This window comes from Streptomyces sp. EDA2-14 (genome assembly GCF_054963755.1).
The window spans coordinates 1-21,924 of record NZ_JBUEGE010000037.1 but is presented as its reverse complement, the minus strand read 5'-3'; the positions used below and the strand labels follow the sequence as shown (position 1 = coordinate 21,924).

21 protein-coding genes are annotated in these 21,924 nt (G+C 73.5%); 8 read left to right on the top strand and 13 right to left on the bottom strand.

Annotated elements, in window-relative coordinates:
- Window positions 1-644: 644 nt before the first annotated feature.
- Entirely contained in the window at window positions 645-1,490 is an 846-nt protein-coding gene (locus tag ACY34M_RS41545) for an MBL fold metallo-hydrolase (RefSeq protein ID WP_462724158.1), read from the top strand.
- Window positions 1,491-1,565: 75 nt separating this feature from the next.
- On the opposite strand, the gene ACY34M_RS41540 is transcribed toward ACY34M_RS41545, so the two are convergent.
- Together ACY34M_RS41540 and ACY34M_RS41535 are read right to left on the bottom strand one after the other, a co-directional pair.
- Complete coding sequence (locus tag ACY34M_RS41540) at window positions 1,566-2,129, bottom strand: nitroreductase family protein (RefSeq protein WP_462724157.1); 564 nt, start codon at window positions 2,127-2,129, stop codon at window positions 1,566-1,568.
- Window positions 2,130-2,947: 818 nt separating this feature from the next.
- Entirely contained in the window at window positions 2,948-3,571 is a 624-nt protein-coding gene (locus tag ACY34M_RS41535) for a TetR/AcrR family transcriptional regulator (protein ID WP_462724156.1), read from the bottom strand.
- Window positions 3,572-3,641: 70 nt separating this feature from the next.
- Between ACY34M_RS41535 and ACY34M_RS41530 the strand changes: the two genes are divergently transcribed.
- Window positions 3,642-4,547: an NADP-dependent oxidoreductase gene (locus tag ACY34M_RS41530; RefSeq protein ID WP_462724155.1), complete on the top strand. Its 906-nt coding sequence runs from the start codon at window positions 3,642-3,644 to the stop codon at window positions 4,545-4,547.
- A 307-nt stretch (window positions 4,548-4,854) separates the two neighbouring features.
- Here the strand turns inward: ACY34M_RS41530 and ACY34M_RS41525 are convergent, their stop codons facing one another.
- Window positions 4,855-6,378: a catalase gene (locus ACY34M_RS41525; protein WP_462724154.1), complete on the bottom strand. Its 1,524-nt coding sequence runs from the start codon at window positions 6,376-6,378 to the stop codon at window positions 4,855-4,857.
- A gap of 473 nt (window positions 6,379-6,851) precedes the next feature.
- Complete coding sequence (locus ACY34M_RS41520; RefSeq protein WP_462724153.1) at window positions 6,852-7,313, bottom strand: MarR family winged helix-turn-helix transcriptional regulator; 462 nt, start codon at window positions 7,311-7,313, stop codon at window positions 6,852-6,854.
- A gap of 136 nt (window positions 7,314-7,449) precedes the next feature.
- Between ACY34M_RS41520 and ACY34M_RS41515 the strand changes: the two genes are divergently transcribed.
- Window positions 7,450-7,821, top strand: coding sequence for a VOC family protein (locus tag ACY34M_RS41515; protein WP_462724152.1), 372 nt, complete (start codon window positions 7,450-7,452; stop codon window positions 7,819-7,821).
- 432 nt (window positions 7,822-8,253) lie between these two features.
- Here ACY34M_RS41515 and ACY34M_RS41510 read toward each other — a convergent pair whose 3' ends face one another.
- Entirely contained in the window at window positions 8,254-8,535 is a 282-nt protein-coding gene (locus ACY34M_RS41510; RefSeq protein ID WP_462724151.1) for an HU family DNA-binding protein, read from the bottom strand.
- A gap of 788 nt (window positions 8,536-9,323) precedes the next feature.
- Between ACY34M_RS41510 and ACY34M_RS41505 the strand changes: the two genes are divergently transcribed.
- From ACY34M_RS41505 to ACY34M_RS41490, 4 genes are all read left to right on the top strand, one after another.
- Entirely contained in the window at window positions 9,324-10,220 is an 897-nt protein-coding gene (locus tag ACY34M_RS41505) for an alpha/beta fold hydrolase (RefSeq protein ID WP_462724150.1), read from the top strand.
- Window positions 10,221-10,813: 593 nt separating this feature from the next.
- The gene (locus ACY34M_RS41500; protein WP_462724149.1) at window positions 10,814-11,188 is read left to right on the top strand and encodes a hypothetical protein; all 375 of its coding nucleotides are present in this window, start codon (window positions 10,814-10,816) and stop codon (window positions 11,186-11,188) included.
- Window positions 11,189-11,374: 186 nt separating this feature from the next.
- Window positions 11,375-11,737 (top strand): ArsR/SmtB family transcription factor, encoded by a 363-nt coding sequence (locus ACY34M_RS41495; RefSeq protein WP_462724148.1) that lies wholly within the window; start codon window positions 11,375-11,377, stop codon window positions 11,735-11,737.
- A 174-nt stretch (window positions 11,738-11,911) separates the two neighbouring features.
- Window positions 11,912-12,130 carry a M55 family metallopeptidase gene (locus ACY34M_RS41490; protein WP_462724147.1) on the top strand — a complete coding sequence of 73 codons (219 nt, stop codon included), beginning with the start codon at window positions 11,912-11,914 and terminating at the stop codon, window positions 12,128-12,130.
- 766 nt (window positions 12,131-12,896) lie between these two features.
- Here the strand turns inward: ACY34M_RS41490 and ACY34M_RS41485 are convergent.
- Window positions 12,897-13,862 (bottom strand): alpha/beta hydrolase, encoded by a 966-nt coding sequence (locus tag ACY34M_RS41485; RefSeq protein ID WP_462724146.1) that lies wholly within the window; start codon window positions 13,860-13,862, stop codon window positions 12,897-12,899.
- A gap of 231 nt (window positions 13,863-14,093) precedes the next feature.
- Here ACY34M_RS41485 and ACY34M_RS41480 point away from each other — a divergent pair, with 231 nt between their 5' ends.
- Window positions 14,094-14,540, top strand: a complete 447-nt coding sequence (locus ACY34M_RS41480) for a MarR family winged helix-turn-helix transcriptional regulator (protein ID WP_462724145.1) — start codon at window positions 14,094-14,096, stop codon at window positions 14,538-14,540.
- 255 nt (window positions 14,541-14,795) lie between these two features.
- Here ACY34M_RS41480 and ACY34M_RS41475 read toward each other — a convergent pair whose 3' ends face one another.
- The 7 genes from ACY34M_RS41475 to ACY34M_RS41445 form a co-directional block, all read right to left on the bottom strand.
- Window positions 14,796-15,869, bottom strand: a complete 1,074-nt coding sequence (locus tag ACY34M_RS41475) for an enoyl-CoA hydratase-related protein (protein WP_462724144.1) — start codon at window positions 15,867-15,869, stop codon at window positions 14,796-14,798.
- The gene (locus tag ACY34M_RS41470; protein ID WP_462724143.1) at window positions 15,866-17,125 is read right to left on the bottom strand and encodes a cytochrome P450; all 1,260 of its coding nucleotides are present in this window, start codon (window positions 17,123-17,125) and stop codon (window positions 15,866-15,868) included. The genes ACY34M_RS41475 and ACY34M_RS41470 overlap by 4 nt, the downstream gene beginning before the upstream one ends.
- A 90-nt stretch (window positions 17,126-17,215) precedes the next feature.
- A complete protein-coding gene (locus ACY34M_RS41465) occupies window positions 17,216-18,652 on the bottom strand; it encodes a cytochrome P450 family protein (protein ID WP_462724142.1) in 1,437 nt (478 codons plus the stop codon).
- Window positions 18,653-18,662: 10 nt separating this feature from the next.
- Entirely contained in the window at window positions 18,663-19,226 is a 564-nt protein-coding gene (locus tag ACY34M_RS41460) for a GTP-binding protein (RefSeq protein WP_462724160.1), read from the bottom strand.
- A gap of 5 nt (window positions 19,227-19,231) precedes the next feature.
- A complete protein-coding gene (locus ACY34M_RS41455; protein WP_462724141.1) occupies window positions 19,232-19,612 on the bottom strand; it encodes a DUF742 domain-containing protein in 381 nt (126 codons plus the stop codon).
- A complete protein-coding gene (locus ACY34M_RS41450; protein WP_462724159.1) occupies window positions 19,605-20,420 on the bottom strand; it encodes a roadblock/LC7 domain-containing protein in 816 nt (271 codons plus the stop codon). Before ACY34M_RS41450 ends, ACY34M_RS41455 begins: the two co-directional genes overlap by 8 nt.
- 20 nt (window positions 20,421-20,440) lie before the next feature.
- On the bottom strand, window positions 20,441-21,682 hold the full coding sequence (locus tag ACY34M_RS41445; RefSeq protein WP_462724140.1) for an ATP-binding protein: 1,242 nt from the start codon (window positions 21,680-21,682) through the stop codon (window positions 20,441-20,443).
- Between the last annotated feature and the right edge of the window lie 242 nt (window positions 21,683-21,924).

Genomic DNA, 21,924 nt, shown 5'->3' with positions numbered 1-21,924 from the left:
TAACTCCCCTGCTCCGCAGGGGAGTTGGCGTCACTCCGTGACGCCCTGTCAGGACTGCTCCGCAGTCCTGACAGGCACGGATCGCTCCGCGATCCGGCCGGGCCCCGCGCTCCGCGCGGGGCTGAGGCTGGCAGGAGTTGGTGTCTCGGCGCCGATGTGACGGTGTGTCAAAGTTGGTGTGCGGCTAGCTTCTAGGCTGAAATAGCCACCACTTCCGCCGAGTTGGAAAACGACGGGTGGCCTTGCCTATTTGATACTGCGTCACCTCAAACTCATTCGAGGAACAGACACCTGTGGGATGTTCCTCGTCCCAGACCTCCACCCGGAAGCCGGCCGTTTGCGTGTGGCCCGCACTGTGGATCACCACCCGAGGAGGAAAACGGTGCATCGGGCGCGGGCTCGCCGTCGAACGCCCCCTCCCCGACGTCCTGCATCCATAATCCGCAGAACATGACCGCGGCATCGAGACGCTCCTCAGCCAACAGCCGCTGGACGGAAACCCGGTGTGGGCACACGGCGCGGACAGCCGGTGCCCACCGTGTCTGTTCAAGGTCTCCGAGGCGGCACGGGGAAGAAGCCGGGCATGGCCGGTTGTTGATGTCCGTGTCTTCGAGTGCGCGGGCTCATGGAGGGGGCAGGTTCTGGTGTCGTCATCCGAGCGGGGCGTATCGGTCACGGGCAGGGGGCTTCCGATCTGCCGCACCTGTGGCGTGCAGTACGAGGCACCACGCCCCGACTGTCCGATCTGTCTGGACGAGCGGCAGTACGTCGGCTGGGAAGGACAGCAGTGGACCACGCTGGACGAGCTGCGGGCCGGTGGGCGCCACGGCCGGCTCGACGAGGAGGGGCCCGGTGTCGTCGGTGTGGGCGCGGTGCCGTCGTTCGCGGTCGGCCAGCGGGCGCTGCTGATCCGCTCACCGTCCGGCAACGTGCTGTGGGACTGCGTGGGGTACCTCGACGACGACCTCGCCGGCGAGGTCGAGGAGCTGGGCGGGATCAGCGCGATCGCCGTCAGCCACCCGCACTTCTACGGCGTGATGGCCGAGTGGGGCCGCGCCTTCGACGCCCCGGTGTACGTTCATGAAGCGGATCGCGCCTGGGTCGCACGGCCCGATCCGCTGATCGAGTACTGGGCGGGCGACACCCACCCGATCGCGCCCGGCATGACACTGATCAACGCGGGCACGCACTTCGCCGGCGGCACGGTGCTGCACTGGGCCGACGACCCGGAAGGCCGCGGCGCGCTGTTCAGCGGCGACATCTTCATGGTGGTCATGGACCGGCGCTGGGTCAGCTTCATGTACAGCATCCCCAACTTCATCCCCGAGCGCCCCAGTACCATCCGCCGCGCCCTCGAACTGGTCGAGCCCTTCGCCTTCGAGCGCATCTACGGGGCGTTCTGGGGGCGTGTGGTCGACGCCGACGGGGCAGCTGCCGTCCGCCGCTCGGCCGACCGCTATCTGCGCTTCGTACAGGACGCCGACGTATGACGTGCAGGCGCGCACGCCGGCAGGGCGAAGGGGGCGGCGTGCACCGATCCCGGCCGGCGCGACGTCGGCGGTGGCCTACTGCGACAGCGTCCAGGGAGCGGAGCGCAGATCAGCGATGCTGCGCCGGTCGCGGCTCGGTGCCGGATCGTCGGCGGCCCTCCCCATTGCGACCATGGACATGATCGCCCACCCCGGGTCCGGGCGCAGTTCTGCGGTGAGGCCCTCCAGGTCGAAGGCCCGGAACTGCCGGGCGGCCAGGCCCATGGCCCGAGCCTGGATGGTCATGTGAGCGATGGCCTGGCCGAGGTCGTAGTCGGCGAACTCGGAGTAGAGCACGCTCGCGTCGTCGTCGACATGCCGGCGTGCCAGTGCGACGACGAGCAGCCCGGCGTCCTTCGCCCACCGCGCCGAGCTGGGGGCCAGATAACGGGCCACGCGCTCGTGCTCCGGCTCACCCGGGCGGCTCGCGGAGAACCTCCATGGCTGGGAGTTCCCTGCGGAGGGTGCCCAGCGCGCCGCTTCCAGCAGCAGGCCGAGGGAGTCGTCGTCGACCACGGCCGCCGGATCGAAACGGTGCGGACTGAACCGTCCCGCCGGCAGTGGGCGCAGGCCGGTGGGCGGCTCCGGGGCGCGTCGCATGTCCCGCTGCAACCGGCCGTCGCGCGGCCGTATTCCATCCCGGACCGCGACCCGATCGCACCCGCCTGACCAGGAACCGTTCGGTCGTCGTGCGGGCCTGCTTCGCGCAGCCCCACCGGCCTGCTGAGCTGGGGTCCGCGCCGACGTCAGTACGGACGATGTCGCCGCGCTCACTGTCGGGTGCGCGGCGATATGGGCCGCCCACCGCGACCGGAACGGTGGCACGTGCATGGTGCGGCTGGCGTTGGAGGGCCTGCGGGCTCCCCTGCTGGTCACGCAACGGCAGGGTTTTCGTGACGTTCCCGGCGTGCTTCAGGCAGTGCCGCAGTGCGAGGAGTGCGGGGCCCGGCTCGAGGCCCGGTCCACTGGCCGCCCGGCCCGCTACTGCGGGGCGACTTGTCGGCAGCGAGCACATCGTCGCCGCCTCGGCGCAGCAACGCTTTTCTAGCGAATTCCTGGCGAGGGGCGAGTTCCTGGGACGGCAGGGGCCGCGGAGGACGGTGCCCCCGAGCGGGCTCGCTGTTTCGATCCGTACCGGTCGCTGTCGGCGGCAGCCCGCATCCCGGATGTGAGGGGCCCGATCTGCAGCTGGAGTGCAGGGTCTCGCGGTCGGTGCCGGAGAGCGGCCTCGTAGCCCGCAGCTTCTTTTGTGGTCTTTGGTGGTGCCGGACGTCGGGGTCTCGGCTTCGTGTCGTTTGCTCGGCGGTCCTTGTGGTCACCACCACCGCGCCATGGACCAACTTCGAGTTCGAGCAGTTCGTCGTCGCTCACTGGGGCGGCGGCGACTTCGTGTGTGGCCGCAGCGAAGAGACGCCGTCTCAGGTCCTCGGCCGCGGCTCGTCGGGTTCGTGGCGACGGTTCGCAGGCGGGTTGGTGGTCTCCCAGGCCGCCTCGATCATCTGGAAGATCTCGTCCACCGCGGCCTGCGGGTCGGCCGCTTCGCGGGCCAGTGAATAGGCGTCGATCACGAACCTCGCGATCGTGCGGCAGGCCGTCGTGCTCTGCGGTAGGTCGGGGGCGGCGACGAGCGCCGTTGCCAACGACTCCGCGTGGCGCAGCCGCATCGATTCCTCGTACTCCCGCAGGGCGGGCGACCCGTCGATCATGCGCCAGATCGGGGCGGCGCTGTTGGCCGTGCAATGTTGCACCAGAGCGTGGATCTCGCGGCGCAATGCAGGGACGGGCGGCTCGTGTGGTGTCCGGCCGGTGACTGCCCGGGTGAGGCGCTGCTCGAAATCGTCGTCCCGCTCGAACACCAGGGCCTCTTTCGAGGCGAAGTGGGAGAAGAGCGTGGTGACGGCCACGTCGGCCTCAGCGGCCACGTCCCGGATGCCCACCGCGTCGTAGCCGCGTTCGAGGAAGAGTCGCAGGGCGGTGTCGGCGATCTTCTGGCGGGTCGCAGCTTTTTTGCGCTCACGGCGTCCGGTTGTCGGAACGGTCATGCCCTTACGCTACCAGGTTCAAGATAGTAACAGCTACTAAACACTAACGGTTAGTGTTAAGGTCGTCCGCATGAAGAAGGTGAGCTTCGCCGAGTTCGGCGGTCCGGACGTTCTGCACCTCGTAGACGCCGAGGAGCCCCACGCGGGCCCCGGCCGGATACGCATCGCCGTGCGGGCCGCGGGCGTGAACCCCGTCGACTGGAGGATCCGCGAGGGCCAGGTCCTGGGGGCCCATCCGGTCGAGCTGCCCTCCGGGGTCGGACTGGACGCCGCCGGGGTGGTGGACCAGGTCGGCGAGGGCGTCGAAGGGGTCGCGGTCGGCGACCACGTCTTCGGCGAAGGTTCGAGCACGTATGCCGAGTTCGCCGTGCTGTCGGCCTGGGCCCGCATGCCCGAGGAGCTGACGTTCGAAGAGGCGGCCGGCTACCCCTCCGTGGTCGAGACCGCGCTGCGCATCGTCCGCGAGGTCGGAGTGCGGTCCGGGCAGACGCTTCTGGTCAGCGGCGCGTCCGGCGGAGTCGGATCGGCGGTGCTGCAGATCGCTCGCGACCGCGGCATCACGGTCATCGGCACGGCCGGCGCCGCGAACCAGGACTACCTACGCGGCCTGGGGGCCCTCGCCACGACGTACGACAAGGACTGGGTCGGGCGGGTGCGGCAGCTCGGCCGCGTCGATGCGGCCCTCGACCTGGCCGGCTCGGGGGTGATCCGCGAGCTCGTCGAGCTGACCGGGGACCCCCAGAAGGTGCTCTCCATCGCCGATCTCGGTGCGCCGGAGTTCGGTGTCCGGTTCTCCGGAGCGGCCGGGAGCATGCCGGACGCGCTCGCCGAGGCCGCCGACCTCATCTCGCGGGGCAAGCTCCGCATCCCGGTCGAGAGGTCGTACACGCTCGCCGAGGCTGCGGCGGCCCACATCAACAGCCAGGCCGGTCACGCCCGCGGGCGCCGAGTCCTGGTCGTCCCGGGCCGCTCCTAGCGCAGTCACGCGGCCCGGCAGCCCGTGGGCCCCGGGTCTTCCGACGGACTGCAGACGGGACCCGCGCCCGCTTAGCTTCGTGGACGGCTCGCCGGTCGACCACGGCGACGACCGGGCCGCCCGGGGCGCCGTCCGGAATCGTCGCACGGTCCTGCTCGCGGGACGGGGGCCCGGCCCCCGCAACCCGGGCCGCCGCCGCGCTCGTGGACCACCCCTGACGTGGTCCGGGCGGGCCCAGGGGGCCCGCGCCCGGACACCGGTGGGTGATCGGCCCGTCGGCGGGCGCGCGCCGACGGGCCGGGGTCTATCAGGCCTTGTCCTGCATGCTGCTGCGTGCCGGGTTGGCCTGCTGCGCCGCCTTGGGGTCCTTCTCGTCGGCCTTGGCCCGCACCCCCTGCTCGATGCGCTGACCGATCTTCGGGTCGATGTTGGACCAGTACTCGAAGGCCCGCACGAGCACCGGCTCGCTCACGTCGTTGAGCAGATGGCCGACGACGTTGTCCACGAGGCGGTCGCGCGCGGCGTCGTCGAGGACCTCGCGCACCAGGGTGCCCGCCTGCCCCCAGTCGTCGTCCTCGGCGTGGTCGACGTACGCGGCGCGGGTGATGTCGCCGTCCGCGTACCAGCTGGGCGGTGTGCCGTAGCGGTCGGTGTCGGCCGCCGGGCCGCCCTTGGAGTTCGGCGCGTACACCGGGTCCTGGGCCTTGCGGTAGGCCATGGCCCCGTCCTTGGAGTACGTGTGCAGCGGCGCGACCGGCGCGTTGACGGGCAGCTGCTGGTAGTTGCCGCCGATGCGGTGCCGGTGCGCGTCGGCGTAGGAGAAGAGCCTGCCGAGCAGCATCCGGTCGGGGCTCGGGCCGATGCCCGGGACCAGGTTGTTCGGCTGGAACGCGGCCTGTTCGATCTCCGCGTGGTTGTCCGTCGGGTTGCGGTCCAGCGTCATCCTGCCGACCTCGACCAGCGGGTAGTCGGCGTGCGGCCACACCTTGGTCAGGTCGAACGGGTTGAAGCGGTAGGAGGCCGCGTCGTCGTACGGCATGACCTGCACGTACAGGGTCCAGCTGGGGAAGTCCCCGTCGCGGATGTGCTCGAAGAGGTCACGGGTGTGGTAGTCGGTGTCGGCCGCGCACATCTGGTCGCCCTCGTGCTGGCTGAAGTACTCGATGCCCTGGTCGGTCTTGAAGTGGTACTTCACCCAGAACCGCTCGCCCCGGGCGTTGATCCACATGTAGGTGTGCGAGGTGTAGCCGTTCATGTGGCGCCAGGTGCGGGGGATGCCCCGGTCGCCCATCAGCCAGGTGACCTGGTGCGCGGACTCGGGCGAGAGCGTCCAGAAGTCCCACTGCATGTCATGGTCGCGGAGGTTGTTGTCCGCGCGGCGCTTCTGGGAGCGGATGAAGTGCTGGAACTTCATCGGGTCCTTGATGAAGAAGACCGGGGTGTTGTTCCCGACCATGTCGTAGTTGCCCTCGGTGGTGTAGAACTTCACCGCGAATCCGCGCGGGTCGCGCCAGGTGTCCGGGCTGCCGCGCTCGCCGGCGACCGTGGAGAACCGGGTCACCAGCTCGGTGCGCGTCCCGGGCTGGAACACCGCGGCCTTCGTGTAGGCACTGACGTCCGCGGTGACCTGGAAGTGGCCGAAGGCGCCGCTGCCCTTGGCGTGCGGCTGCCGCTCGGGGATCCGCTCCCGGTTGAACTGCGCCATCTGCTCGATCAGATAGGAGTCCTGCAGGAGGATCGGGCCGCCGGCGCCGACCGTGAGCGAGTGCTCGTCGCTTTCGACCGGAACGCCGGCATCCGTGGTGGTCGCTTTGGCTGTCTCGTCACTCATGGGCTACGCGTGCCTTTCGACGGGGTTCGCTCCACGCCGCGGCGCCCTGCGGGGTGCGGCCGCGGCGGAGGGATCGGGCGGAGCCGCCTCTGGAAATGGCGCACCGGGCAAACCGACGACATGACCATGCTGGGGCCTCCGTCCGTACACGGCCATTCGAGCCGCTCACGCGGAGCGAGTGCCCACTCGTCGCCCGGCGATGCACCGCGGGGCGTCGGCGCCGGCGGCCGGCAGGGTGGGCCGACGAGGTGGACGGTGCCCGCCGGGGCCCTGGTCCGGGGTCTGGTCCGGGGTCTGACCGGAGCCGGCCCGGGCGCAGGTCGGGGTGGGGCCCGCGGCCGGGGCGAGGGGGTGGGCAGGCGCCCGGTCACGCGCGTGCGACCGGTGCCGGTGGGCCGGGCCCGCGGCCGCGACGGGGACCGCGAGCGCGGCGCTGCAGGTCCCCGGCGCTCGTCCCGCGGTGCCCGCGGCCCTCACCCCTCGAGCGCCCCGGTCATCGCGTCGAGGTCGGCCAGGAGCGTCGGCAGGCGTTCGGCGGGGATGTGCTCGATCATGCGCTCCTCGATGCCGTACACGGCCTCGCGGGCGGCGCGCAGCCGGTGGTGGCCGGCCTCGGTGAGGTGGACGGGGAGGGACCGGCCGTGGTCGGCGGTGGCGGCCCGGGTGATCAGGCCGGCCTCCTTGAGGCCGCGCAGGACGACGTTGGCGGACTGGCGGGTGACGAAGGTGCCGCGGGCGAGGTCGGCGTTGGACAGGCCGGGGCGTTCGTCGAGGAGTTCCAGGCAGGAGTACTGCGGGACGGTGAGGTCGTGCTCGCGCAGGGCCCTGTCCATGGCGCCGCGCAGGGCGGCGGAGGCCTTCTTGAGGCGGTAGCCCACGTGCTCGGTGACGTCCCGCGCGGGGTGGGGCGCGGGGACGGGCGCTCGATCTTCCATGTCAACATTTTGACATAGCCGTGGGCCCGGCCCTACCGTCACCCATGTCAAAGTTCTGACATCGAAGTTCCGGCACCGACGGTGCGCCCGGCGTCCCCGCCGGGGCGCACCGCCCCGACCCTCCCCTGGAGCCGCCATGACCACCACCGTCGAAGGCCCCGACTTCATCGCCCTCCAGGTGCGGGACGTACCGGCCGCGGCCGCGTTCTTCGAGGAGCGGCTCGGGCTGCGCCGGGCGCCGGGCGGGCCGGACCACGCGGTCGTCTTCGCCACCGCGCCGGTCCCGTTCGCCGTCCGCGAGCCGCTGCCCGGCGTCGACCTGGACGGCACCGACCGCCCCGGCCTCGGCGTCGTGCTGTGGCTGCGGACGGCCGACGCCCCCGCGCTGCGCGACCGGCTCGTCGCGGCGGGCACGCAGGACGTCGGCCCGTTGCGGGGCACCCCGTTCGGCCCGGCGTTCGACTTCACCGGGCCGGAGGGCTACCGGCTCACGGTCCACGGGGGCTGACCGGGAGGCGGACGCCAGGACGCGGCCACCACCACTTGATCACGACAGTCCGTCATCACCGCGGCCAGGAAGGCCGAGAAAGCCGATGGGCGGTGCACTGCCTCGCCGACCGTGAATTTCCGGCCGAGTGCTCCCCCGGGGCTCGATCGCAGAGATCCCCGTCCGGACATGCTGCAGGCACGCCCAAACCCCGTTCCGGTTCCCCGAGCACGTTCCGGGGACTTCCGGACCCGCCCATCGCACGACCGATCAACACGAGCACCCCGCCCACACCTCTGCGGGACAGCGCACCATCAGGTGTCCCGCCCGGCCTCGACGCCGTCCGGTGGTGCGCATGGCCGCAGATCCACGCCCGCGCCGGGCGCCCCCGAACCCGCAGGGGGCGGGCCCCGACCACCGGGTACCCGCCCCCGGCCGAAGCCCCGACCGGGGCTACCGGCCCTTGGCGGCTTCCTTGAGCTTGGAGCCCGCGGCCACCTTCACGCCGTAGCCGGCCGGAATGGTGATCGGCTCGCCGGTCTGCGGGTTACGGGCGGAGCGGGCGGCACGGTGGGTGCGCTCGAAGGTCACGAAGCCGGGGACGGCGACCTTCTCGTCGCCCTTGGCGACGGTCTCGCCGACCGTCGCGGCGAACGCCGCGAGCACCGCGTCGGCGTCCTTCTGGGTCACGTCTGCGCGCTTGGCCAGCTCGGCAACCAGCTCACTGCGGATCATCGTTGTACTCCGTATCCCGTTCGACAGCCCCGCTCCGGGGGACGCGGGGAAGATCAAACCGTCATGCTGCCACCCGCCGCCGGCAACGGGCGCGAGCACTCGGGCCCCGTACTCCGAACGGCCCCGCCCGGCACACGAAGGACCCCGCGCGGCGTGCGAAGCGGTGCGCGGGGCCCCTCAAGGATGCATGCGGTCCGGTCGCCCGTCCCGCCGGCGACCCGACGCCGTCGTCGGTGACCGCCGGCCGCGTGATCACCGGTCGGCATCCGCCCGGAACACGCACGGGACCACGGCGCGCCGCATTCTCGGACTGCCGCTGTGAGCCCAGGCCCACCCCGAGGGTCCCGGCCCCTCAACCCGGCGCCGTTCAGAGGCTGATCACGCACACGTACCTGTCGCCGGCCGAGTACGAAGTGTCCGCCCCGCTGCCGGAGGCGCTGCCGCCCAAGGGCCCGTTTCAGCGTCCCGCCCGTGGGCGTTGACGTCTTCGGCGGGCGCCTCCAGGGTCTGGTGCCGGCCGGGGCCGGGTTCACCAACGCCGACGAAGCGCACTCCTGCGATCCTCCTGCCGAGTGCATGGCGGAGGTCACCGACGACACCCGCCTCACCGCAGGCGCCTCGTCCAGACCTCCCGCCGAGAACCGCCCGGACGGTCGGCCGGGTACGGCATCCGCCCCGCCGGTTCCCGGGCGCCGTCCGGCGGACCACGCGGGGCGCCGGGAGAGACGCAGGTCACGCGCCAGATCTCCGGCTGCGCCCCCTGGCCGGCCCCGTGGCAGCATTCCGGTATGCCGATCGCTGCCGTGTCTGCCGAGGTGTCCATCGCGTACGAGAGCTTCGGCGACCCCGGGGACCCGCCCGTCCTGCTCGTGATGGGTTTCGGTGCGCAGATGCTCGCCTGGCACGAGGACTTCTGCCGGGCGCTGGCAGACCGTGGCCGCTACGTGATCCGGTACGACAACCGTGACTGCGGGCTGTCCACCAAGTTCGACGATCACCCCGTCGACATGGGCAGGTTCATCGCCACCGTCGGCGCCGGTGACATCCCCGCTGCCCTCGCGATGGTTCCCTACCGGCTCCGCGACATGGCCGACGACGGCCTCGGCCTGCTCACCGCGCTCGGCATCGAACGCGCCCACGTGGTCGGCACCTCGATGGGCGGAATGATCGCCCAGACGATGGCTCTCTCCTGCCCGGGACGGGTGCTGACCTTGACGTCGATGATGTCCTCGACCGGCGAGAGCGAGTACGGCCGGTCCAGCCCGGAGGCGCAGGCGGCGCTGTTCGCTCCGAAGCCCGCGGACCGGGAGGGGTACGTCGCGGCGGCGGAGAAGGAACTGGTGTGGGCCTCCGGGCGATACGGCGACGCGGCGGCGCTGCGTGAGCTGGCCGCCGAAAGCCATGACCGCTCGTACTACCCGGCGGGGATCGGGCGGCAGCTCGGCGCGATGATCCTCAGTGGTTCACGCGCGGACGCACTGCGTGAACTGCGGGTGCCGACGCTGGTGATCCACGGCCTGGACGACACGCTCATCGACCCGAGCGGCGGACGGCGCACCGCGGAGCTGGTGCCGGGTGCCGAACTCCTGCTGATCCCCGACATGGGCCACGACCGCCCCCGAGAGCTCTGGCCCCGGCTGATCGACGCCGTGGTGGCCCACACGGGCCGAGCAGTTCGTCCGTAGCGCCTGCGGCCCGGGCGACGGGCCCGCAGGCGGTCACAGAATCCGCCGGACGGACCCTCGGATTCGGGATCCGAGGAAGATCTCCAGGCCGCGAAGCCCGCGTTCGCAAGGTACTCGTAGGCGCCGGAGCCGGGGCCGGCGGTGACGCCGTTGCACCGGGCCGCATCCGTGCCGTCGTCGTCGCCGGCCGCCCGGGCCCCGGCCATCCGGTCCCGGTGGCGGACGTCCAGCGTGCGGAAGGACACGCCCCGGTGGCGGGGGGCGTTCGGCCCGGGACCGGTCGAGGGGGTGGAACTCCCCCCCGGGTGCCGCGGCCCTGCTGGTCGAGGCGCTGGCGCAGGTGGCGGGCGACGTCGTGGCGGCGGACCTGCCAGACAGGCGGCCTCGAGCCGCGCGGGGCTCCTCCTCGACGGTGCGGGCCGGCCGGTCGCGCCCGTTGGTCACGCACTCCGGCACGGCAGGTGCTTTTAGCGCGTGGAAACTCCGTCCGCAACCCCTTTGGGCATATGCCCCACCGGTGGGCGGCGCACCTCCTAGGTTCCCCACGAGGGCCTGGAACCAGCCCTCGCACCTCTCTCCCCCTAGGAGAACCCATGACCAGTGTGGATGTGTCGCTGAAGACGCTGCTGACCGAGATCGAGGGCGCGCTGGGAGCCGCCGTCGTCGACTACACCAGCGGCATGGCCCTGGGCACCCTGGGCGGCGGCAAGGGGCTCGACCTGAGCGTCGCCGCGGCCGGGAACACCGACGTGATCCGCGCCAAGATGCGCACCATGGAGACGCTGGGGCTCAAGGACAAGATCGAGGACATCCTGATCACCCTGGGCGCCCAGTACCACCTCATCCGCCCGGTGGCCGGGAGGTCCGGGAACGGGCTGTTCATCTACGTCGTCATCGACAAGGCCCGCTCGAACCTCGCCATGGCCCGCCACCACCTCAAGCGCACCGAGGAGCAACTGGACGTCTGAGCCCCAACAGCCCTCATTTGCCCGCTGCTTGAAGACTTCTTCAAGTCTCTACGTCTGCATCTGTCGAACTCGCGTCCCCAGCGGCCCCGGCGAGGAAGAATCGACCGACGCACCGGGCGCGGCGACGGGCGCGGCCGCCGCGCCCCTCTTCGCAGCCTCATCCGAGCCAGGGAAGTGAGCGATCCCGTGCAGCGCCCCCTCTACCAGGTCAAAGCAGAGTTCTTCCGCATGCTCGGGCACCCCGTCCGCATCCGCGTCCTCGAACTCCTGCAGAACGGGCCGGTGTCCGTACGGGATCTGCTCACCGACATAGACATCGAGCCCTCGAACCTCTCGCAGCAACTCGCCGTGCTGCGCCGCTCCGGCATCGTCGTCTCCACCCGCGAGGGCACCACGGTCACCTACGCGCTGGCCGGGGGCGACGTCGCCGAACTCCTGCGCGCGGCCCGCCGCATTCTGACCGAGCTCCTCGCCGGGCAGACCGCCCTGCTGGCCGAACTCCAGGACTCCGAGCACCCCGAACGCCCCACCGTGCAGGCACGCCCCTGAGCGGGTGTCGGCAGCTGTGCCAGAACTGCCGGTCCGCAGCGCCCCGTGACGGCGGGCGGGAGGCCGAAAGCAGCCCGGGCCGGACCCGGGAGGGGCGTGAGCCGGTCAAGGAACCGGAGCCGGCCTGCCGGGCGGGCGCCTCCTGAGCGATCAAGAGCGCGAGGAGACGGCACGGTGCGGGTCCACATCAGTGCGGACCTGGAGGGCGTCACGGGGCCCGTCGACGCCGAGGACGTCCAGCCCGGCGGCCGGGACCACGAGCATGGGCGACCGATGACGGCGGAGGACGTCGCCGCGGCCGTCCGCGGCGCCGTCGCGGCCGGCGCGACGGACATCACCGAGCACCCTGCTTCCCCGCCGCCGAGCACGAGCGGGAACCCGGTCAACCCATGACGCGTGCACCGCGGACGGGCGGTTCACCGGCCACGCTCGCCCGGCACGCCACCCACCCCGACACCGCGCGGCACCGGCCATGCCCAACCCCCCTGCCCCTCGGGCGACTTGAACCGCGCATGACCTCGATTCGCCCACCACGCGGACCACGTTCCGTGCAGACACCCCGGTGCGCCACACAGGTGCGCCGCACCACGGGCCGTACAGCCGTCGGCACCAGCCGAGGCCATCCCCAGGGGAAGAGCTGCACCCAAGTCCGTTGCCGAATGGGACCGCCAGAACCGGCGACAGCGACCACGCCGTCGAGTCCGGCACGCGCCCGGTCCAGTTCAAGGTGCCACACGGCCTCGAGCCCCAAAAGGGCTTCGATGCCGGCCACCCGTGCCCGTATCGACGACTCCCCTACGAGCAGCGGGGATCACGGTCCCACCGGAAGCGGTGGGACCCGCCCTGCGGCCCATGCTCCATGAGCATCGGCTGCTGTCGCGGGCTTCGCAAGCAGTGATCCAAGTCGATCGATCCGGAAGAACAGGACCGAGCGCCCGACAAGCGGACAATGCCCCATGCGTGCTGGCGCTCCGATTCATCCCCTGTCCCGTCTTTTCTTTCCGTTGCCGATCTTCTGAATTGACGGGCTGCAGACTCCATCGGCAGCACCTGAGGGCCTGCCGGGCAGCTGTCGCCAGGGACCTTCCGGCGACCGGGAGGCCCGGGCAGGCGCCGCGCCCCGGGGGCCGGGCGGCCGCGCCCCCGGGGCGGGGCGGGGCTAGGCGGGGGTCAGGGCCGTGCGCAGCACGGCGACGGCCTGGTTGATGGCCGCCTCCGCGGCGTGCGTGTCGCGCAGCGCGTCGAGCATGACGAAGTCGTGGATGACGCCCTGGTAGCGCACGGCCGTCACCGGCACCCCGGCCCGGCGCAGCTTGCGGGCGTAGGCCTCGCCCTCGTCGCGCAGCACGTCGGCCTCGGCGGTGACGACCAGCGCCGGGGGCAGGCCCTTAAGCTGCTCGGGGGTGGCGCGCAGCGGCGAGGCGGTGATCTCGGCCCGCTGGCCGCCGTCGGTGGTGTACTGGTCCCAGAACCACTGCATGCCGTCGCGGCGCAGGAAGTAGCCCTCCGCGAACCGGTGGTAGGAGGCCGTGTCGAAGGCGGCGTCGGTGACCGGGTAGAACAGCACCTGCTGGACGAGCGGCACGTCGCCGCGCTCCTTGGCCATGAGCGTCAGCGCGATCGACATGTTGCCGCCCACGGAGTCCCCGGCGACCGCCATGCGGGCGCCGTCCAGCCCCCGGGCCCCGCCCTCGCGGACCACCCATTGGGCGACGACGTAGTTCTGCTCGATCGCGACCGGGTAGCGGGCCTCGGGCGACAGGGCGTACTCGGGGAAGACGACCGCCGCCCCGGCCCCGACGGCCAGTTCCCGCACCAGCCGGTCGTGGGTGTGGGCGTTGCCGAACACCCAGCCGGCGCCGTGCAGGTAGAGGATCACCGGCAGCACCCCCTCGGCGCCGGCCGGCCGCACGATGCGGACGCGCACCGACCCGGTGGGGCCGCCCTCGACGGTGACCCACTCCTCGTCGATCTCCGGCCTGGCGACCTCCCCGGACTGCACCTCGTCGACGGTCTTGCGCCCCTCGGCCGGGCCGAGGTCGAACAGGTACGGCGGGTTCGCGGTGGCCTCGGCGAAGGCCGCGGCGGACGGCTCCAGCACCGGACGGTCGGCGGTTTCGGACATGGCGTGCTCCTGGAGGTCGTGTCGGGGCCCGGGCGGCCGTCCGACGGACACGAGCAGCAACGTAGCGCCCGATTAGTTTGTGCACAAGCTAATCTTGCGCCAAGGGATCGCGGGCACACGGACTGCTAGAGTGGATCAGTTCAAGTGCCGAAGTGCCGAAGTGCCGAAGTGCCGACGTGCCGAACGAAGTGCCGACGTGCCGACGTGCCGACCCGACGTGAGGACCGAACCGTGGAGCGCACCGCAGGACCGGGCTCACTCCTGCTCCCCGACCAGCTGTGCTTCGCCCTCTACGCCGCCTCGCGCGCGGTCACCGCGCGCTACCGGCCGCTGCTGGAGGAGCTGGGGCTGACCTACCCGCAGTACCTGGTGATGCTCGCCCTGTGGGACCGCGACTCGCTCTCCGTGCGGGACCTGGGCAGCACGCTCCAGCTGGACTCCAGCACCCTCTCCCCCCTCCTCAAGCGCCTGGAGAGCGGCGGGCTGATCCAGCGCCGGCGGCGCCCCGAGGACGAGCGCTCCGTCACCGTCCGGCTGACCGACGCCGGCGCGGCGCTGCGCGAGAAGGCCCGCACCGTGCCCGTGGCGATCGGCGAGGCCATGGGGCTGACCCCGGAACAGGACGCCACCGCCAAGCAGCTGCTCCGCCTGCTCACCGAGAACGTCAACCGGCACTGACCGCGGGCGCGCCCGCCCGTCCGTCCGGAACCGGGGGCCCGGCCGCCGCGGGGACGGCCGCCGCGGCCCCTCCCCCGCCGCGGCGCACGCCGGGACACCCGCCCGGCCCCTGCCGGTCCGCCGGCCCTCCCCTCCCGGGCGCCGGCGTGCCTCCCGGCCGGGACGCGCGCGCCGGCACCGACCGGCCGGGCCGGTCCGGGGCGGGGCGGTCCGGGGCGGTCCCGTGCCCGCGGGACGCGGCCGGCCGGCGGCGGGCTACAGGTGGGCGGTGAGGAGATGGGCGTCGAGCAGGCCGAGGTCGGCGGCGCGGTCGGCGCGGGCGTAGCCGGTCAGGATGCGCTTCGCGGCGACCATCGACTCGTGGGGACGGCGGCCCAGCAGGCGCGTCCAGGCGGCCACCGCACGGTCGAGGTCCGCCTCGGGCACGCTCTCGTGCAGGAGGTCGATGCGGTGCGCGGTGGCGGCGTCGAACTCCCGGCTGGTGAGCATCAGTTCCCGGATGCGGGCCAGGCCGACCTCGGTGACGAGCCGGCCGGTGGCGCCGCCCCACGCGGGCGGCAGCCCCAGACCGACCTCCGGCATCCGGAAGCGGCTGGTGTCCGCGCCGACCCGCAGGTCGCAGTAGGAGACCAGGGCCAGGCCGGCACCGGTGACCCGGCCGTGCAGACGGGCGACGGTGACCGCGTCGGTGGTCTCCAGCGCCTGGCACAGCCGGTGGCCCTTGTCCACGAGGCGGCGCAGCGCCGCCCCGCCCGGGTCCGCCGCCCGGGCGGCGGCGAACTCCGCCCGGTCGGCCCCCAGACAGAAGTCGGCGGCCAGCGACGACAGCACCAGGACCTTGACGTCGGTGCGCTCGGCCAGGCCGTCGAGCAGCCGCAGCAGGTCCTCGATCGCGGCGGCGTCCAGCACCGCGTCCGGGCGGCCGGCGTGCAGACGGGCGTGGAGCACCGGCCCGTCCCGGTCGACGCGCAGCGTCTTGTACCCGTCGGAGGGCCCGCAGCCGGCCCCCGGCCGGGGGGCGGGCTCCGGCCGGGAGCCGGGCTCGGGCCGGGAGCCGGGCCGGGAGCCGGGCTCGGGCCGGGAGCCGGGCCGGGAGCCGGGCTCGGGCCGGGAGCCGGGCCGGGGCTCGGACCAGGGGTCGGCGTGGAGCTGGGGGTCGGGCCGGGGCCGGGGGTCGGGCCCGGGCCGGGGGTCGGGCCCGGGGTCGGCGCGGGGCTCGGGCCGGGGGTCGGGGCGGGGCTCGGGCCGGGGGCCGGGCCGGGGGTCGGCGCGGGGCTCGGGGCGGGGGTCGGGGCGGGGGTCGGGCTCGGGGCGGGGGTGGTCGTTCATGCGAGGGCGAGATCCAGATTCAGGAGGCGGCGGAACGCCACCCTGGGCGCCCACACGGGCGGGCGGACCAGGGCGAGGCGGGGGATGCGCCGGGTGAGGTGGGTGAGGAGGGCCTGGGCCTCCAGGCGGGCCATCGGCGCGCCCAGGCAGTAGTGGACGCCGCCGCTGAAGGCCAGGTGGCCCCCGCCCGCGCGCCGCGGGTCGTAGCGGGCCGGGTCCGGGTGCCGGCCGGGGTCGTGGTGCGCGGCGCCGACCAGGAGGTGGACCATCTCGCCCTCGCCGACCGGCCGGCCCGCCAGCTCCGTGTCGTGGGCCGCGACCCGGCTGATCACATGGGTGGGCGGGTCGTAGCGCAGGCTCTCCTCCACCGCGCCCGGCACCAGGGCCGGGTCGGCGGCGGCCGCGTCCCAGTGCGCGGGGTGCTCGACCAGGCGCAGCACCGCCTGCGACAGCAGCGTCGCGGTGGTCTCCAGCGCGGCCAGCAGCACGAACCGCGCCAGGTGGTACACCTGGTGGTCGGCTCGGTCGCGGTCGGCCTCCAGGGCGTCCCAGGTGCGGATCCAGCCCGAGACGGGATCGTCGCCGGGGCGGGCCCGGCGGGCGCGCACGAGGCCGGTGAAGTACGCGCGCAGCTCGACGGTGGCGGCGTCGGAGCGGGCGAGCTGGCTGGCCGTCGGCAGCAGCTCCTGGGTGAAGACCTGCTCGTGGGTGAGCTCGCGCAGCCGGGGCCAGTCGGCGCGCGGCAGGCCGAGCCAGTGCCCGACCGTGGCGACGGGCAGCTCCTCGCCGACCAGGGCCGCGAAGTCGGCCTCCCCGTCGCGCAGCCGCTCGTGGAGGGCGTCCACCAGGCGGCCGGCGGCACCGGCGATCACGGGGCGCAGGCGGGCGACGGCGGCGCGGTCGAAGCCGTCGGCCGCCCGGCGTATTCGGGCGTGCTCCGGCCCGTTGAGGTTGGGCAGGGTGTGGCTCATCTCCCGCGCGGACGGCGCCGTCCAGCGGGTGCCCTCCCCCTGCCGCCCGCGCCAGCGCCGGTCCGGCTCCAGCCAGCGCCGGTCGCGCAGCACCCGGTCGCACTCCGCGTACCCGGTGACCAGGTGGCCGCCCCAGGGCGCGGGCGCCACCGGCCCCCGGGCGGCGAGTTCGGCGTACAGCGGCAGCGGGTCGGCCTGGCCCTGCGCGGTGCGCAGGCGGGAGAAGACCCGGACGGTGGCGCGGCGGAGGTCCTGGGGCAGTAAGGCGGTTCCGGCAGGTGACACGGTGCTCCTTCCCGAGCATCAGCCGCCCATCACTACCCACAAGATCATTTGAGTATCCGGCGGCGCCGCGGGAAAGCGGAGTGGCCCGGGTCACTCGCCCCTGGTCCATGCCACGAAACGGCTGAACAGTCCCCCCTTGCGCTTTTTGCCCCCGCCCGCCGCGTCGTCGGCGCCGGCCCCCGCAGAAGCGGAGGCGGCGGCGGGGGCGGCCGGCTCCGCCGGCGGCAGCCCGGCCGCGTACGGCTCCGGGCCCGCCCCGGGGCCGGCCGCGCCGGCCGGGGCGGCGGGCACCGCCCGCGGGGAGAAGCGCACCGGCAGCGCCGCCAGCGCGCGGCTCCACGGCGAGGGCACCCACTCCAGCGCCGCGAACGGCTCGTCCAGCTCCGCATCGGGCAGCCGGTTGAGCAGGCACTCGACCGCCGTCACCGCGATCAGCAGGGCCGGGTCCTTGGCCGGGCAGGCGTGCGGGCCCGCCCCGAACGCCAGGTGCGCCTTGGAGTTCAGCTGCGCACGGTGCTCGGTCAGCCGCGGGTCGGTGTTGGCCGCCGCGAACGAGATGAGCACCGGGTCGCCGGCCCGCAGCGTGCGCCCGCCCAGCTCGACGTCGACCGCCGGGTAGTGCCCGGCGTAGTTGGCGATCGGCGCATAGGACCACAGGGCCCGCGAGACCGCGTCCTCCACCGGCAGGCCGGTCGGCCACTCCTCCCCCAGGTACAGGGCGGCGCTGGTGCCGATGGCCGCGGCCAGCGGCGCGGTGCCCCCCGACAGCAGCGTGACCAGCTGGTGCAGCACCGCCTCGTCGGCCTCCGCCCGCTCCCGGGCGACCAGCGCGTGCTGGCGGATCAGCTCGGTGGTCAGGTCCGCGCCCGGCCGGCGGTGCTTGAGCGCGATCAGCTCCGCCAGCGCGCCGCCGAGGACCTCGTCCGCGCCCGCCGCACCCTCGAAGATCCCGGAGATCCCGGTGATCACCCGGTCGCCGATCTCCGGCGGGCAGCCGAACAGGTGCGAGAAGACCAGCAGCGGCAACGGGCCCGCGTACTCGGCCATCAGCTCCGCCCGGCCGTGCCGGTCCGAACTGAAGTTGCCGATCAGGTAGTCGGCCGAGGCCCGGGTCTGCTGGATCAGCGCCCGCTCGTCCACCGTGGCCAGCGCCGCGGTGACCGCCTGGCGCAGCTTGGCGTGGTCGGCGCCGTCGGAGAACAGCGCGTTGGGCCGGTAGGCCATCATCGGCAGCGCCGGGCTGTCGGCCGGCACCCGCCCCTCGTTCAGCGCGTTCCAGCGGCGCGCATCGCGCGGGAACGCCGCCGGGTTCTGCAGGATGTGCAGCGCGGCGTCGTAGCTGGTGACCAGCTCCACCCCCACCCCGGGGGCGATGTCGACGGGCGCGCTGGGCCCGGACGCGCGCAGGTGCGCGTAGTAGGCCTCGGGGTCGGCCGCGAAGTCGGGCCCGTACAGCTGGACGGGGCCGCCCGCGGCGTGCGCGGGGCAGCCGGACGGTGCCGGGCGGGGGTCGGTCGGCTGGGACATGCAGGGGCTCCTAGGCGGCGAGCTGGGTCATCAGGTGCTGCACGAGGGTGATCAGGGCCTCGGCGGAGGAGCGCTCGTCGCGCACGTCGCACCGCACGATCGGGGTCCGGGGATGGAGGTTCAGCGCCTCGTGCACCTCCTCCAGGGCGTACTCGGTGCCGCCCTCGAAGGCGTTCACGGCGATCGTGTAGGTGAGCCCGAAGGACTCCACCAGGTCCAGGACGGCGAACGACTCGTCCAGGCGCGCCGGGTCCACCAGCACCAGCGCGCCCAGCGCGCCGCGCGAGAGGTCCTCCCACATCTCCGTGAACCGCTCCTGGCCCGGCGTGCCGAACAGGTACAGCACCAGGCTGTCGGACAGGGTGAGGCGGCCGAAGTCCATCGCCACGGTCGTCGTCGTCTTGTGCGGTGTGTTCGTGAGGTCGTCGAGCCCCACGCTGGCCACCGTGATCTGCTCCTCGGTCCGCAGCGGCCTGATCTCCGAGAGACTGCCGATGCAGGTGGTCTTGCCCACGCCGAAGTGGCCCACCACGAGGACCTTCACGGCCTGGCTGACAGAGGGATCCAGGTACACGTACGTCACGCTCCGAACTTCTTCTGCAGGCCGGTCAGGACGGCACTGACGACGTCCATGTCCACCAGCTCGGCGGCCGGCACCGGCTGACGGACCTCGAGCAGGCGGGCCTCGGCGAGCTGCGCCAGCAGGATCCGCACCACCCCCACCGGCAGCCCGGTGTGCCCGGCCACCTCCGCCACCGACAGGAACCCGCCGGTGACCAGGTCCATCACCGTGCGCGCCTCCGGCGCCAGGGTGCGCAGCGCCGCCCCCGCCCCCGGCGCGGAGGTCACCATCGCGGTGTGCTCGAACTCGTGCTCCGGGGGCAGCGCCCGCCCGTTCGCGATCACGAACAGCGGCACCAGGTCCGAGGCCGGCTCCGGGCCGCCGCCGGGCTCAGACATCGCCGCCCGCCCCGCCGCCCACCCCGGCGGCCGCGATCGACGCCTCCGCCGCGTGCAGCTGGGACGTCAACTGCTCGATGTTGCAGTCGTGGTCGGCCGAGGCCGCCAGCAGCGCCCCGTCCCCGGCGGCGATCAGGAAGATCCAGCCGTGCTGGAACTCGATCGCCGTCTGCCGCCACACCACCTGCGCGCTCGCGCCGGCGAACTGCGCCGCCGCCCGGCTGTTGGCGTGGATGCCGGTCATCGCCGCCGAGATCCGGTCCGCCAGGTCCCGCGGCAGCCCCGCGGTGGCCCCCCGCGGCAGCCCGTCCGCGCCCAGCAGCACCGCATGCCGCGCCCCGGGCACCTCCGCCAGCGCCCCGTCCAGCGCCGCCAGCACGTCCGCGGTGCCCTCGCCCGGCGCCGGCCCCGGCCCCGCCGGCCGGCCGGCCGCCGAGGCGTCCACCCGCGGCGCCGACGTCATGTTGTGCCCCAGCCGGGCCACCAGCCGGTGCATCCGGTAACTGATCTGCTGCATGTCCACGTCCGGGCCGGCCGCCGCCGCCAGGTACGCGCCCCGGCCGGCCCCGATCAGAAAGATCCACCCGTGGTCGAACTCGATGACGGTCTGCGTCCACGACGCCGCCGGCGCCGCACCCACGAACGGCGCCGTCGCCCGGCTCAGCGCCTGGATCCCGGACATCGCCGTGGCAATGGTCCGCAGCTCCCGCTCGCCCAGCCCCTCGGTGGCCGCCCGCGGCAGCCCGTCCGCGGACAGCAGCACCGCATGCCGGGCCCCCGGCACATTGCGCACGATGTCGTCGAGCATCCACGACAGGTCGGAGGCGCTCACCGCTCATCAGACCCTTCGCCCCGCGGGGCCTCGTCGGCCCGCGCCTCCAGCGCCCCGCGCTGGAACGCCCCCAGCCCCCGGCCGGGCGCCCGCGCCCCACCCCCCGGACCCGCCCCCGCCACCGGACCCGCCCCGGCCGCGGGCGCGGCCGGCGCCTGCCGGGCCGCCCGCTTGGGCAGCCCGTGCGCCGTGCGCTGCGGCCCCGGCACCGACGCCACCGGACCCGGCCCAGGCACCGCCGCCGCGGCCGGCGCGGACGCGGCCGGCGCCGGCGACACGGGCCCCGCCGGCCCGGCCGGCGGCGCGGCCGCGGGCGCGGCGGCCCGCGGGGCCTCCTCCATCGTCCACACCTCCTCCGGCAGCAGCACCACCGCCCGCACCCCGCCGTAGCGCGACACCCCCGTCACATCCACCGCGAACCCGTACTGACGCGCAATCAGACCGATCACCGGGAACCCGAACTTCGGCTGCGTGCCCAACTGCTGCAGCCGCGGCGGCTCCGCCCCCGACAACAGCGCCGTCGCCCGCTGCCGGTCCTCGTCGCCCATCCCCACCCCCGCATCGTCGATCACGATGCACAGATTCCCCTGCACCCGCTGGAACGTCACCTCGATCGGCGCATCGTGCTGCGAGAAACTCGCCGCATTGTCCAGCAGCTCCGCCACCGCCAGCGCCACCGGGGTGACCGCCGACGCCTTCAGCGCCAGCCCGCTCTGCTGCATGATCGACACCCGCTGGAAATTACGGATCTGCCCCTGCGCGTACCGCACCACGTCGTACACGCTCGCCGGCCGGTTCCGCCGCCCCAGCGGCGCCCCGCACATCACCGCGATCCCCTGCGCCTTCCGCGCCATCTGCGCATTCGCATGCGCCACCTCCAACAGATCACCCAGCACCTCGTGCCCCCCGTGCCGCCGCTGCACCGCCTCCAGCAACACCGTCTGCTCCGCCGCCAGACTCTGCAGAAAACTCGCCGCCCCCTTCAACACACTCTTCGTACTGTCCTCCGCAGCAGCCCGCGCCCCCGCAATCACCCCCTCCCGCTCCGCCCGCACCCGCTCCAACTCCCGCTGCCGCTCCAACACTTGCGCATGCAGCCGGGCCACCTCCCGCTCCTGCCCGGCCTCCGCCCGGACTCGCCTCGCGGTCACCGCTCGGTTACGGGTACTGAGCACGACCACCGCAGCAACAGCTATCAGCGCGATCGCACCCAGACACCACACAAATGCGTGGGACATGAACGCCTCTCATGGCACGGGCAGGAAACACCGGCGACCCCACCCCCCGCACCCCGCACCGCACCCCGCACCCCGGGACACCGGCAAGACCCGATCAAGATCGCCGCCCGGATGCTATCAGCCACCCCACCCCCAACCCGCCCCCCACCAAACCCCGTTGACCCACCCCCAACCCGCCCCCCACCCCCACACCCACCACAACCAGCCACCCCCACACCCACAACCAGCCACCCCACACACCC

What these genes read in the sequence shown, in the direction of transcription:
- ACY34M_RS41445 (WP_462724140.1), bottom strand. Translation starts at nt 21,682, where the DNA reads ATGTCCCACGCATTTGTGTGGTGTCTGGGTGCGATCGCGCTGATAGCT.
- ACY34M_RS41485 (WP_462724146.1), bottom strand. Translation starts at nt 13,862, where the DNA reads ATGTCCGAAACCGCCGACCGTCCGGTGCTGGAGCCGTCCGCCGCGGCC.
- ACY34M_RS41500 (WP_462724149.1), top strand. Translation starts at nt 10,814, where the DNA reads ATGACCAGTGTGGATGTGTCGCTGAAGACGCTGCTGACCGAGATCGAG.
- ACY34M_RS41515 (WP_462724152.1), top strand. Translation starts at nt 7,450, where the DNA reads ATGACCACCACCGTCGAAGGCCCCGACTTCATCGCCCTCCAGGTGCGG.
- ACY34M_RS41465 (WP_462724142.1), bottom strand. Translation starts at nt 18,652, where the DNA reads ATGTCCCAGCCGACCGACCCCCGCCCGGCACCGTCCGGCTGCCCCGCG.
- ACY34M_RS41450 (WP_462724159.1), bottom strand. Translation starts at nt 20,420, where the DNA reads ATGCTCGACGACATCGTGCGCAATGTGCCGGGGGCCCGGCATGCGGTG.
- ACY34M_RS41510 (WP_462724151.1), bottom strand. Translation starts at nt 8,535, where the DNA reads ATGATCCGCAGTGAGCTGGTTGCCGAGCTGGCCAAGCGCGCAGACGTG.
- ACY34M_RS41475 (WP_462724144.1), bottom strand. Translation starts at nt 15,869, where the DNA reads ATGAACGACCACCCCCGCCCCGAGCCCGACCCCCGCCCCGACCCCCGC.
- ACY34M_RS41520 (WP_462724153.1), bottom strand. Translation starts at nt 7,313, where the DNA reads ATGGAAGATCGAGCGCCCGTCCCCGCGCCCCACCCCGCGCGGGACGTC.
- ACY34M_RS41525 (WP_462724154.1), bottom strand. Translation starts at nt 6,378, where the DNA reads ATGAGTGACGAGACAGCCAAAGCGACCACCACGGATGCCGGCGTTCCG.
- ACY34M_RS41455 (WP_462724141.1), bottom strand. Translation starts at nt 19,612, where the DNA reads ATGTCTGAGCCCGGCGGCGGCCCGGAGCCGGCCTCGGACCTGGTGCCG.
- ACY34M_RS41530 (WP_462724155.1), top strand. Translation starts at nt 3,642, where the DNA reads ATGAAGAAGGTGAGCTTCGCCGAGTTCGGCGGTCCGGACGTTCTGCAC.
- ACY34M_RS41505 (WP_462724150.1), top strand. Translation starts at nt 9,324, where the DNA reads ATGCCGATCGCTGCCGTGTCTGCCGAGGTGTCCATCGCGTACGAGAGC.
- ACY34M_RS41535 (WP_462724156.1), bottom strand. Translation starts at nt 3,571, where the DNA reads ATGACCGTTCCGACAACCGGACGCCGTGAGCGCAAAAAAGCTGCGACC.
- ACY34M_RS41540 (WP_462724157.1), bottom strand. Translation starts at nt 2,129, where the DNA reads ATGCGACGCGCCCCGGAGCCGCCCACCGGCCTGCGCCCACTGCCGGCG.